9 protein-coding genes are annotated in these 12,484 nt (G+C 73.1%); 6 read left to right on the top strand and 3 right to left on the bottom strand.

Annotated features, from left to right (window positions below):
- Positions 1-31: 31 nt before the first annotated feature.
- From EES42_RS01205 to EES42_RS01195, 3 genes are all read left to right on the top strand, one after another.
- Entirely contained in the window at positions 32-691 is a 660-nt protein-coding gene (locus tag EES42_RS01205) for a hypothetical protein (RefSeq protein WP_124716228.1), read from the top strand.
- Positions 692-872: 181 nt separating this feature from the next.
- Entirely contained in the window at positions 873-1,046 is a 174-nt protein-coding gene (locus EES42_RS44530; protein WP_164495142.1) for a hypothetical protein, read from the top strand.
- A 256-nt stretch (positions 1,047-1,302) separates the two neighbouring features.
- Complete coding sequence (locus EES42_RS01195; RefSeq protein WP_206433393.1) at positions 1,303-4,455, top strand: helix-turn-helix transcriptional regulator; 3,153 nt, start codon at positions 1,303-1,305, stop codon at positions 4,453-4,455.
- A 28-nt stretch (positions 4,456-4,483) separates the two neighbouring features.
- Here the strand turns inward: EES42_RS01195 and EES42_RS01190 are convergent, their stop codons facing one another.
- From EES42_RS01190 to EES42_RS01180, 3 genes are all read right to left on the bottom strand, one after another.
- Positions 4,484-4,768: a DUF6191 domain-containing protein gene (locus tag EES42_RS01190; RefSeq protein WP_124717337.1), complete on the bottom strand. Its 285-nt coding sequence runs from the start codon at positions 4,766-4,768 to the stop codon at positions 4,484-4,486.
- A gap of 31 nt (positions 4,769-4,799) precedes the next feature.
- Positions 4,800-5,972 carry a PQQ-dependent sugar dehydrogenase gene (locus EES42_RS01185; protein WP_124717335.1) on the bottom strand — a complete coding sequence of 391 codons (1,173 nt, stop codon included), beginning with the start codon at positions 5,970-5,972 and terminating at the stop codon, positions 4,800-4,802.
- A gap of 215 nt (positions 5,973-6,187) precedes the next feature.
- Complete coding sequence (locus EES42_RS01180; RefSeq protein ID WP_124716227.1) at positions 6,188-7,180, bottom strand: aldo/keto reductase; 993 nt, start codon at positions 7,178-7,180, stop codon at positions 6,188-6,190.
- 131 nt (positions 7,181-7,311) lie between these two features.
- Here EES42_RS01180 and EES42_RS01175 point away from each other — a divergent pair, with 131 nt between their 5' ends.
- From EES42_RS01175 to EES42_RS01165, 3 genes are all read left to right on the top strand, one after another.
- Positions 7,312-8,280 (top strand): 2-hydroxyacid dehydrogenase, encoded by a 969-nt coding sequence (locus EES42_RS01175; protein ID WP_124716226.1) that lies wholly within the window; start codon positions 7,312-7,314, stop codon positions 8,278-8,280.
- Positions 8,281-8,555: 275 nt separating this feature from the next.
- Positions 8,556-11,390 (top strand): putative bifunctional diguanylate cyclase/phosphodiesterase, encoded by a 2,835-nt coding sequence (locus EES42_RS01170; protein WP_241196276.1) that lies wholly within the window; start codon positions 8,556-8,558, stop codon positions 11,388-11,390.
- Between the two features lie 217 nt (positions 11,391-11,607).
- Positions 11,608-12,484: thiamine pyrophosphate-binding protein (locus EES42_RS01165; protein WP_277426094.1), on the top strand; the 877-nt coding region annotated here is incomplete at its 3' end.

Here is a 12,484-nt window from a genome sequence, read left to right as displayed (position 1 = left end):
GTTCTCATACGGGCCGCCTAGCGTGCGCAACATGAACCCCAGGACCACCACGAACCCCACCGCTCCCGCCGACCCCGAAGCATCCGAAGTATCCGCAGCAGCCGATGCGTCTGACGTATCCGATGTGTCCGGTGCCGAGGAGACCGTGACCAAGAAGGCCGCGGCCGAGGACGCCTCGTACGACCTGGACAAGGTCACCGGGGACGCGGTCACGGAGAACGAGGACGAGGACGGGGCAGAGGACGAGGACCTGGACGGCCTCGACGACGACTCGGCCAAGGAGCCCTCCGGGCTGGGGGCGGCCGCCGCTGCCGTGGTCGCGGCCGGTCTCGGCGTCGTCGCACTCACCGGGTCCTGGACCGGCAAGGTCGCCGCCGAGCGCGAGACCCTGATCGGCCAGATCAAGACCTCGGGCGGCGGCACCGCGGCCCAGCAGATCTCCGAGATCTACGGCGACGCCTGGCACTCCACCGCCCTGGTCAACGGACTCTTCGCGCTGCTGGCCCTGCTGGTCGGCATCTTCGCCCTGGTCCGCCCGGCCTTCGGCGTACCCTCCGCGCAACCGCAGCCCGGCTGGGTCCGCGCCGTCGCGACCGCCGGCATCGCGCTCGGCGTCCTCGGCCTGCTGATCTCCGTCGGCATGTACTTCGACCTCATCGTCGCCCTGCCGACCGCGACTGCCGCCCAGTAGGCACGACGGCCCGAGGACCGTCCTGTAGGGCATCCGACGAGGGGCCCTAGGACATCCCGCGCCGCGAAGATGCGGATCTTGCCCGATGTGGTGACACCCCCTGGGGGACGACAGTCGGGGCACGGCAGAGAAACCCTGCCGCCCCCGGCCCGAACGGGCCGTCGTCCCCAGGGAGAAGCACATGTACGCGTACCGGCTCCACGAACTGCACGCCGCCGAACTGCGCCGCCGGGCCGAGCGGGACCGGCTCGTCCGGGAGGCCCTTCGCGCCCGCCGGGCCGCCCGGCGCTCCGGGCACAAGGAGGCCGAGGGGCCGGTGAGTACCGACCGGAAGCGATTCGTCCACGCCGCGTGAAGGCCGCGCGACGATGCCCGATGAACCGGTGACCGGCGAACTGGTGCCCGTCGGATCAGCGCCTGCCGGACCAGTGCCCGTCGGATCAGCGCCTGCCGGACCAGTGCCCGTCGGATCAGCGCCCGTCGGACCAGTGCCCGTCGGATCAGCGCCCGTCGGATCAGTGCCCGTCGGATCGGTGCCCGCCGGACCAGTGCCCGGGGCGGCGGTGGCCGGCCGCCCGGCTCCGGGAACTGCGCGCCCGGTCCCGTATGCGATGCTCGGCGGCGTGGAGACCAGGTCCGTCAGTCCCGTGTTCGTCGGCCGCGAGGGCGAGTTCGCCTCGCTCGTCGATGCGCTCGGCCGCGCCTGCGCGCAGGCCAGCGGCGGCCCGGACGGGGCGGGCGCCCCGGGCGAACCGCAGGCGCTGCTCATCGGCGGCGAGGCGGGGGTCGGCAAGACCCGGCTGGTCGAGGAGTTCCTCGCGGCGGCGGTACGCCGCGACGCGGTCGTCGCGGTCGGCGGCTGCGTCGAGATCGGCGCCGACGGCCTGCCCTACGCCCCGTTCTCCACCGCGCTGAGAGCCCTTCGCCGCACCCTGCCCGCCGAGGTCGCCGCCGCCTGCGCCGGGCAGGAGGGCGAGCTGGCCCGGCTGCTCCCCGAACTCGGCGAGGCCGACCGGGACGCGACCGACGAGCACAGCACCGCCCGGCTCTTCGAGCTCACCGCCAGACTCCTGGAACGCATCTCCGCCGGGCGCCCCGTCGTCCTCGTACTCGAAGACCTGCACTGGGCCGACGCCTCCACCCGCCACCTCCTCTCCTACCTCTTCCGCACCGTGCGCGACGGCCGCCTCGTCGTGATCGGTACCTACCGCTCCGACGACATCCACCGCCGCCACCCGCTGCGCCCCCTGCTCGCCGAACTGGACCGGCTGCGCACCGTCCACCGGATCGAGCTCGCCCGCTTCAACCGTGCCGAGGTCCGCCGCCAGCTCACCGGCATCCTCGCCGCCGCCCCCGAGGCCGCCCTCGTCGACGAGATCTTCGAACGCTCCGACGGCAACGCCTTCTTCGTCGAGGAGCTCGCCCGCAGCCTGGAGAGCGGCGACCGCTCCCGGCTCTCCGACTCGCTGCGCGACCTCCTCCTCGTACGCGTCGAAGCGCTCCCCGACGACGCGCAGAAGATCGCCCGGATCGTCGCCGAGGGCGGTTCCACCGTCGAGTACGAACTGCTGGCCGCGGTCGCCCGGCTGACCGAGGACGAACTCATCGAGGCACTGCGGGCGGCCGTCGGCGCCAACCTGCTGCTCGCCACCCCGGAGGGCAACGGCTACCGTTTCCGGCACTCCCTGGTCCGTGAGGCCGTCAGCGACGACCTGCTGCCCGGCGAACGCTCCCGGCTCAACCGGCGCTACGCCCAGGCCCTGGAGGCCGACCCCACCCTCGTCCGCGCCGGGGAACGCGCCACCCGCCTCGCCAGCTACTGGTACGGCGCACACGACGCCGCCAAGGCCCTGCCCGCCGTGCTCAGGGCCTCCGTCGAGGCCCGCCGCCGTTACGCGTTCGCCGAACAGCTCCGCCTGCTGGAACGGGCGATGGAGCTGTGGGACGACGCCCCCGACGACGTACGCCGCACCCTGCGGCCCATCGACTACGCCGAGAGCTACCCGGCCTGCGGCTGCGACCCCGACACCACCCCGCTGCGCTATCTCGACCTGATGGCCGAGGCCACCGTCGCCGCCCGGTTCGGCGGGGAACGCGAACGCGCCCTGGCCGTCGCCAAGAAGGCCATGCGGGTACTGGAGGGCGAGGACGACCCGTTGCGCGCCGCCTGGTTCTGGGTTCAGCGCTCCCGGCTGGTCCAGGACCTCACCCGGGGCGACGGCCGCGAGGAACTGGCCACCGCCCAGGAACTCGTCCGCGGCCTGCCACCGTCCGCCGTGCACGCCGACGTCCTGATGAGCGTGGCGGGCTGGGGCGCCCTGCACCGCCCGGGCGCCGAGACCCTGCTCGCCACCGACCGGGCGGTGGAGTATGCCAGGCTCGTCGGCGACGAGTACATCGAGCTGCACGCCCGGCTCACCCGCGGCTGGCTCACCGCCGAGGCGGGCGGAGTCGACGAGGGCATCGCGGAGATGTACGCCGTCCGCGACCGCGCCGGCGAACTGCACCTGGTCGGCATCATGAGCCGGGCCGGGATCAACCTCCCCTCCACCCTCGAATCCATGGGCCGCTCCCTGGAGGCCGTGACCGCCGCGGACCACGGCATCGCGATCAGCCTCAGCCACGGCATCGCCGACATGGAGGCATGGGTCCGCTGCAACCGGGCGACCTCGCTGTTCTCCCTGGGTCACTGGGACGAGAGCCGGGCCACCACCGACGCGGCGGCCCGCGCCGCCCGGTACGGCAAGGCCCAGGGGCTGGTGGCCTCCCGCCGCACCGAACTCGCCCTCGCACAGGGCGACCTGGCCGAGGCCGAGATCCAACTCGCCCTGACCCGGCGCTGCTTCGGCTCCCGGGACCCGCAGCCCCAGCACGTCATCGACCCCGCACGCCACGCCATCGCCCTCGCCGCGCAGCAGGGCAGGCTCGCCGAGGCACGGGCCGAGTTCGAGGCCCGGTCCGAGCAGGGCTTCCCGCCCGGCACCCAGCGGTACGCGCTGCCGCTGCTCCACGTCGTCGCCGCGGCCGAGGCCGACGCCAGGGGCCTGCCCGCCGCCGACCCCGGCCGGCCGGCGATCCTGGCCGCCGTCCGCGCCCACCTGAAGCGGCTGCCGATGCTGGTCCCGGTCTGGGCCGCCCACGGTCTCCTCGTCGACGCCGAGCTGGCCAGGGCGGAGGGCATCGACACCCCCGCCCACTGGTCCAGCGCGGCCGCCGCCTTCGCGCCGCTGCACCGCCCGTACGAGCTGGCCCGGATCCGGCACCGCTGGGCCGAGGCCCTCCTCGTCGCCTCGGGCGACCGGACGGCCGCCGCCACGCTGCTGCGCGAGGCCCACCGCACCGCCGGGCAGCTCGGCGCCCGCCCGCTGACCACGGCCATCGAGCTGCTGGCCGGCCGCGCCCGCATCCCCCTTGCCGCCCCGGACCGCGGTGCCACCCCCGAACTCCCGCCCGCCGTCACCGTCCCGGACCACGACGGCGCCGGCGACGACGCGGCGGACCCGGAGCGCGTCGAGGACCGGCTGCGCGAGGCGGCCGCCGCCGCGGTGGAGTCCTTCGGACTGACCCGGCGCGAACAGGACGTGCACCGGCTGGTCGCCGAGGGCCACACCAACCGCAGGATCGCCGAGCAGCTCTACATCTCGCCCAAGACGGCGAGCGTGCACGTCTCCAGCATCCTCGCCAAGCTCGGCGTCTCCAGCCGCGGCGAGGCGGCCGCCCTCGCCCACCGGCTCCGCCTGTACCCCGCCCGCAGCGACGCCTGACGGGGACCGGGCCGCCAGGGCCTCTCGCTCAGGACCGCGCGCCGTCCGCTTCCCCGTCCCCGTCCCCGTCCGCTTCCGCGTCCTGAGCGGCCCCCTGGTCCGCCTGATCGGCAGCGGCAGCGGCAGCGGCATTCGGGCTCGCGCTGCCACCTGCGCCGGAGGCCCGGACGACCACCTTCCCGGAGGCCAGGTCTATCGGCCCGCGCCCCGGGTCACCGACACCGAGATCCACCCGGGTCAGCTCCAGCCGCTTCTGTTCGTCGGAGGCGTGCTTGCGGCCGGGTGCGAAGAGTTCCTCGAAGAAGTTGAACACCGGCCGCACGCCCTTTCACCTGCTGTAGCCGCTACCGCACCGCCAGCACCAGGATCCTGTCGTCTCCCGGCTTCGGGGTGCCACGGGTGTCCGTATTGCTCGTGACGAGCCAGAGCTTGTCGCCGCCCGCGGCGAGCACGGTGCGCAGACGGCCGTACTTCCCTTCCAGGAACGGCTGGGGGGCCGCCAGAGGTTCCCCGTCGGCCTTGCCGGACAGCGGGATCCGCCAGAGCCGCTCACCGCGCAGGCCCGCCATCCAGATCGAACCCCTGACGAAGGCGATCCCGCTCGGGGACGCCTCGGACGTCTTCCACTGTGCCACGGGGTCGATGAACCCCTTCTTCCCCGCCTTGCCCTCGGCCTCCGGCCAGCCGTAGTTCCCACCCGGCACGATCCGGTTCAGCTCGTCCCGGGTGTCCTGGCCGAACTCGGACGCCCACAGCTGCTTCTGCCCGTCCCAGGCCAGCCCCTGCACATTGCGGTGCCCGTACGAATACACCACGGAGTCGGCCTCCGGGTTGCCGTGCAGCGGCTGCCCGTCCGGGGTCATCCGCAGGATCTTGCCGGCCAGCGACTTCCTGTCCTGCGCAAGGTCGTCGTCGCCCGTCTCCCCGGTGCCCGCGTACAGCATGTGGTCCGGGCCGAAGGCGATCCGCCCGCCGTTGTGGATCGACCCCTTGGGGATGCCGCGCAGGATCGTGTCGGGCGCGCCCAGCAGCCGGCCGGGCGTCGTGCCGTTCTCGTCGTACTGCATACGGGCGATGCGGTTGTCGGACTCGGTCGTGAAATACGCGTACACCATGTGGTCCGCGCCGTACGTGGGGGAGACCGCGATCCCCAGCAGCCCGCCCTCACCGGCGGGCGACACCCCGGGCACCGCCCCCAGCAGGGTCTTCCTGCCGGTCTTCGCGTCGATCCGGGTGATCGTGCCCTTGTCACGGGAGGAGACCAGCAGATCGCCGCCCGGCAGCTCCGCCAGTCCCCAGGGCGACTCCAGGCCCTCGGTGAGCGTCGACACCACCTTCACCGAGCCCTTGGCGGGCGGCAGGGAGGGCGAGGCGGACGGGGAGGCCGACGGTCGTGCGGCGGCGGAGGAGGAGCCGGGGGCCGACGGCGTGCCCCCGACGCCCGCGGCGCTGCCGGAGCCGCCGCCCGGGGAACACCCCGCGGTCAGCACCAGCGAGCCGGCCGCCAGCGCGGCCACCGTCCCGCGGCGCAGGCCCCGGCCCGGGTCCCGCGGCCCGGCGGGGCCCGAGTCGTGTCCGCGCGCACGACTCAGCACAGATCCGAACAGAACACCGCGCACAGCACCGATCCCTTCGACGGCCACCTGACTACTGTTCTTACACCGCGGCCCCGCCCCGGGGTTCCCGATGCCCGTCGATTCTGCCGTCCGGCGCGCATGTACGAGGGCGGATCTCAGTCCCACGACCCCTGCGCACCGGGCAGGGCGGCGATCTCCGCCAGGTCCCGCGCGGTCAGGGTCAGCCCGGCCGCCCCCGCGTTCTCCACCGCCCACCGCTCCCGCTTGGTCCCCGGCACCGGCACCACGTGCGGCCCCTGCCGCAGCACCCAGGCCAGCGCCACCTGCGCGGTACTCGCCCCGTGCCGCTCGGCGATCCGCCGCAGACCGACCACCACCGGCTGGTTCGCCGCCATCATCTCCGCGGTGAACCGGGGATGCCGGGCCCGCAGATCCTCCGGCTCGAAGCCCTGCCCCGGCGTCAGCGTGCCGGTCAGATAGCCGCTCCCCAGCGGCATCGCCGCCAGCAGCCCCACACCCCGCGCCGAACACCACGGAAGCAACGACTCCAGCGCCTGCGGCGACCAGACCGAGAGCTCCGCCTGCACCGCGCTCACCGGGAAGACCTGCTGCACCCGGTCCAGCTGACGGATCGTTTCGTCGTACATCCGCGACCCCGGCCGGCGTGAGGCCCGTGCCCCGATCGCGCAGAGCCCGAGCGCCCGCACCTTCCCGGCGGTCACCAGCTCCGCCATCGCGCCCCAGGTCTCCTCGACCGGCACCTCGGGATCGGCCCGGTGCAGCTGGTACAGATCGATCACATCGGTCTGGAGCCGGCGCAGCGAGGCGTCGCAGGCCCGCCGCACATAGCCGGGACGGCCGTTGGCCACGATGTGCTGGTCGCCCACCAGCAGTCCGCACTTGGTGGAGACGAACGCGTCCGACCTGCGGCCCTTCAACGCCCGCCCCACCAGCAGTTCATTGGTGAACGGGCCGTACATGTCGGCCGTGTCGAGCAGTTGGACACCCGCGTCGAGCGCGGCGTGCACCGTACGCAACGCACGGTCACCGCGCTGCTGCGAGGCGCTGTACGCCCAGCTCATCGGCATGCAGCCGAGACCGACCGCCCCCACGGCGAGCGCCGCCGCACCGAGACTCCTGCGCTCCAACTCCCCGACCCTCCCCAGGCCCGCCGCCGAACCGGGCCCATGCCCCGCCGTCGCGGGACCGCACCGCACCCCAAAGTAACCTCTGCCGCCCGCCCGTCCTCGCACGGCCTCCGGCGATTAGCCTCCTGACCATGACTTCGACGAACACTCCCGACGTGACGAAGACGCCCGACGTATGGCTGCCGTTCCCGGCCGACGAGGTGCCGGGGCTCCCCGAGGGGCTCAACTACCGGCTCTGGGACGGCGAACCGGACTACCCCGCCGACCCCGCCGACTGCGCCTACTACGTCGTGCCGTACATGAAGGGCGCCGAGGTCGCGGTCCGTCCGCTGGCAGGCATGCCGGCCGTCCGGGTCGTGCAGACACTCTCCGCGGGCATCGACCACGTCGAGCCCGCACTCGGCCTGTTGCCGGCCGGGGCGCTGGTCTGCAACGCCAAGGGGGTCCATGAGGCGTCCACCGCGGAGCTCACCCTGACTCTGATCCTCGCCTCCCTGCGCGGTGTTCCCGGCTTCGTCCACGGCCAGGACAAGGAGGAGTGGCGGTCCGGCTTCTACCCCGCGCTCGCCGACAAGTCCGTGCTGATCTTGGGGTACGGCTCGATCGGGTCCGCCATCGAGGACCGGCTCGCACCCTTCGAGTGCGCGCGGGTGGTGCGCGTCGCGCGCTCCGCACGGGCAACCGCACGCGGCCGCGTGCACCCGCTCGAAGACCTGTCCGCACTGCTGCCCGAGGCCGATGTCGTGGTGCTGTCCACCCCGCTGAACCCGTCCACGCAGGGGCTGGTCGACGCGAAGTTCCTGGCCGCGATGGCGGACGGGGCGCTGCTCGTGAACGTCGCCCGGGGCGGCGTCGTCGACACCGAGGCGCTGCTGATCGAACTCCAGTCCGGACGGCTGCGGGCCGCCCTCGACGTGACCGACCCGGAACCGCTGCCCGCCGGCCACCCTCTCTGGCATGCTCCGAACGTCCTGATCACTCCTCATGTGGGCGGCAGCACATCGGCCTTCCTGCCGCGCGCCAAGCGCCTGCTGGCCGGGCAGCTGAGCCGGTTCGCCGCGGGGGAGCCGGTGGAGAACGTGGTACGCACCATCGGCTGACCACGCTGCGGAGGCCTCCGGTCGCGCACCGTTCCGACAACTCCGCAGGTCGTCACGGAGAGTAGAGGACCTATGTCCCTGCGTGACGAGTCTGGTGTATCGTCCCGAAAGGGGCGCTGCGCCGTGGAAGGGACGGCGCCGGGGAGGACGCGACACGCGAGGGGGCGACGGGCGATGTACGGCCGATGGGTGCACGATCCGACACCGCCGGGCAGCCGACGGGGACCGGCGGGACGCCGGGTGCGCGCGCACCCGACGACACCGGGGGCGCCCCGGTGAGCGCGCCGGCCGACGCCCTCGGGGCCCTCCTCTCCCGGAGGCCGGCCGTGGGCGGCGCGTCCGCGCTGGTCTGGCAGATCCTTCTCGGCGTCGTCTGGGCCGGATACGCCGTGGGAGCGGCCCTCGGCTGGGGTTCTCCGCAACTGGCCCTCTTCATGGGGGACTTCGGGCTCAGTGCGGCGGCACTGATCGCGGCCGTCTCCTGCTTCCGGTACGCACGGGCCGGCTCCGGCGGGTTCCGGCCCGCCTGGCTGCTGTTCGCGCTCTCCTCGTTCATGGCCTCCGCCGGCAACGCCGTCTGGGGCTGGTACGAGGTGGTGCTCGGGCTCCCGGTGCCCACGCCCTCGCTCGCCGACGTCTTCTTCCTCTGCTTCGCGCCGCCCGCCATCGTCGGGCTGCTGGTCCTCGCCAAGCGCCCGGTCACCCGGGCCGGCTGGCTCTGTCTCGCGCTGGACTCCTGGCTGATCGGCGGCTCGCTGCTCACGCTCTCCTGGAGCCTCGCCCTCGCCCACACCGCGCATCTGGTGGGCGCCGAGGGCACGAGCGTGGCCCGCGCGGCGCTGGCGCTGGCCTATCCGCTGCTCGACATCGTGCTGGTCTCCATGGTGCTGGCGCTGCACTTCAGGCGTTCCAGCGTCAACCGCTCCGCGGTGAACACCGCTGTCGCCGCACTCGCCCTGACGGTCCTGTCCGACGCCCTGTTCACCTCGCCGCTGCTGCGCCAGACCTACCACTCCGGCCAGATGCTGGACGCGGGCTGGTTCGCCGGCTCGCTGCTCCTCGCGTACGCCCCCTGGGGCGCCAACAGGGCCGCGGACAACGCTTTCCCGCCCCTGAGCGCACAGCCCACCAGCCGACCCATCGCCGGATCGCTGGCCGCGCTGACGCCCTATCTCGCCGCCGCCGTCTGCACCCTCGGCATCCTCTACAACGCCGTCGAGGGCCGCCGGGTGGACCGCGTGGTGATCCTCACCGGCTGCACGGTGGTGCTCGCCCTGGTCGTACGGCAGGGCATCATGCTCGTCGACAACATCGCCCTCACCCAGGAACTGGCGCAGAAGGAGAACCACTTCCGCTCCCTGGTGCAGGGCTCCAGCGACGTCATCATGATCGCCGCACCCAACGGTGTGCTGCGCTACGTCAGCCCCGCCGCCGCCGGGGTGTACGGGCGCGAGGCCGACGAGCTGGTCGGCGCCGAGCTGTCCTCGATCATCCACCCCGACGACCTGGGGCGGGTGGTCCATGAAGTGCGCCGGTTCCTCGCCGCCCCGCCGGGCGAGGAGCCCACCACCCGGATCGAGTGCCGCTTCAGATCCGGCACGGGGGACTGGCTCAACGTCGAATCCACGGTCAACCGCCACCAGGGCGGGCTGATCCTCAACAGCCGCGACGTGACCGAACGGGTCCGGCTCCAGGCCCAGTTGCAGCACAACGCCGAGCACGACCCGCTCACCGACCTGCCCAACCGCGCCCTGTTCACCAAACGGGTCCGCCAGGCCCTCGGCGGCCGCCGCTCCGGCGACTCCGGCACCGCCGTGCTCTTCATCGACCTCGACGGCTTCAAGGCGGTCAACGACCGCCTCGGCCACCAGGCGGGCGACGAACTCCTCATCCAGGCCGCCCGCCGCCTCCACGAATCCGTCCGGGCCGGCGACACCGCCGCGCGCCTGGGCGGCGACGAATTCGCGGCGATCATCCTCGGCGACGGCCCCCGCGACCAGCCCGCCCGGGAATGCCAGGTCCACGAGATCGCCGACCGGCTGCGCCTCACCCTCTCCCAGCCGTACCGGATCGGCACCGGCGACGTCCGGGTGGCCGCGTCCATCGGGGTCGCCTTCGCCGAGCCGGGCATCACCCCCAGCGACCTCATGCGCAACGCGGACCTCGCCATGTACCGCGCCAAGGCGGGCGGCAAGGACCGCGTCGAGCTGTACGCCCCGCAGATGCAGGCCGATGTGGTGCGCCGCTCCGAGCTGGCCACCCGGCTGCGCACCGCCCTGCGCGACGGCGAGTTCGCCCTGCTCCACCAGCCGGTCGTGCACCTCGCCAGCGGCCGGGTCGCCGCCGTCGCCGCCCAGGCCCGCTGGCGCTCCGCCCAGGGCATCCTGTTCACCCCGGCCGAGTTCCTGCGCGTCGCCGAGGACAGCGACCGCACCGCCGAGCTGGGCCGCTGGCTCCTCGAAGAGGCCGTCGAGCAGGCCGCCGACCGGGCCAGGGCCGGGCACCCGGTCTCCGTCGCCGTGCGCCTCCCCGCCCGCCGGCTCCTCGACAAGGGCATGCCGTTCGGCTCCGTGGAGGCACTGCTGACCCGGCACGGCCTGCCCTCCGGCGCCCTGATGATCGAGGTCGCCGACAGCGACCCCCGGATCTCCTTCGACGAACTGGAGCAGCGTCTCGTGGCCCTGCGCCGCATCGGTGTCCGCATCGCGCTCGACGGCTTCGGCAGCGGCTACGCCGCGATCAACGCCCTGCGCCGCCTCCCCATCGACGTACTGAAACTGGACCGCGGTCTCGTCGAGGGCGTGGTGGAGTCCGCCCGGCTGCACAAGATCACCAGCGGCCTGCTGCGCATCGCGTGCGACCTCGGCATGCAGTCCGTGGCCGACGGGGTCGACGTACCCGAGCAGGTCCTGGCGCTGCGCGCCATGGGCTGTACGCACGGCCAGGGGATGGCCTTCTCCGGGCCGCTCGACGAGTACCGGCTGCGCCGCGCCCTGGCCCGCGGCGAGTTCCCGGTGCCCGGCAGCGCCATGGCCCAGCCCGTCCTGACAGGCGGCCAGATCCCGCTCCTCAGCGGCTCACATGCTGAGACGCCCATCCCACCCACTTGACACGTCGAGTGCGTCGGAGAGAGGGTCATTGCCATGCGCACCCGAATTCTCGTACTTGGAAAGCGCGTCGGCTGAAGCAGAGTCCCACGATGGCACTCTGCAGACCGCACCGACGCGCTCCCCTCGCTTGCCTCACGGCACGAGGGGTTTTTTGTTGCACCGGCACCACGCAAACTGTTGCAAAACACCCGCAGAAACCCTCAGCTTCGAGAAGAGAATGCCGATGACCGAGCAGGCCACCGGGGCCCACCATCCCCAGCCGCGGGCCCGTAACGGCGGATCGTCCCCCGCCACCGTTGAGCACGTCACGGGCGCGCAGTCCCTCATCCGCTCCCTTGAGGAGGTGGGGGCCGACACGGTATTCGGCATTCCCGGCGGCGCCATCCTTCCGGCGTACGACCCGATGATGGACTCCACCCGGGTCCGCCACGTCCTGGTCCGCCACGAGCAGGGTGCCGGACACGCGGCGACCGGCTACGCGCAGGCCACCGGCAAGGTCGGCGTCTGCATGGCGACCTCCGGCCCCGGCGCCACCAATCTGGTCACCCCGATCGCCGACGCCCACATGGACTCCGTCCCGCTGGTCGCGATCACCGGCCAGGTGGCCTCCAAGGCGATCGGTACGGACGCCTTCCAGGAAGCCGACATCTGCGGCATCACCATGCCGGTCACCAAGCACAACTTCCTGGTCACCAAGGCCGAGGACATCCCGCACACGATCGCCGAGGCCTTCCACATCGCCTCCACCGGCCGTCCGGGCCCCGTCCTCGTCGACATCGCCAAGGACGCACTCCAGGCGCGGACCACGTTCAGCTGGCCGCCGACCCAGGACCTGCCCGGCTACCGCCCGGTCACCAAGCCGCACGCCAAGCAGATCCGCGAGGCCGCCAAGCTGATCACCCAGGCCAAGCGCCCGGTGCTGTACGTCGGCGGCGGCGTCATCAAGGCGGGGGCCACCGCCGAACTGAAGGCCCTCGCAGAGCTCACCGGAGCGCCCGTCACCACCACACTGATGGCGCTCGGCGCATTCCCCGACAGCCACCCGCTGCACGTCGGAATGCCGGGCATGCACGGTGCGGTCACCGCCGTCACCG

It is taken from the genome of Streptomyces sp. ADI95-17, from assembly GCF_003846175.1.
GTDB lineage: Bacteria > Actinomycetota > Actinomycetes > Streptomycetales > Streptomycetaceae > Streptomyces > Streptomyces sanglieri.
Note: the sequence above shows the minus strand (reverse complement) of the source record. Positions and strands in the feature narration are given on the sequence as shown.

Excerpts from the sequence above, each read along its gene's own strand:
- EES42_RS01175 (WP_124716226.1), top strand. The coding sequence starts at position 7,312 with ATGACTTCGACGAACACTCCCGACGTGACGAAGACGCCCGACGTATGG.
- EES42_RS44530 (WP_164495142.1), top strand. The coding sequence starts at position 873 with ATGTACGCGTACCGGCTCCACGAACTGCACGCCGCCGAACTGCGCCGC.
- EES42_RS01195 (WP_206433393.1), top strand. The coding sequence starts at position 1,303 with ATGCTCGGCGGCGTGGAGACCAGGTCCGTCAGTCCCGTGTTCGTCGGC.
- EES42_RS01205 (WP_124716228.1), top strand. The coding sequence starts at position 32 with ATGAACCCCAGGACCACCACGAACCCCACCGCTCCCGCCGACCCCGAA.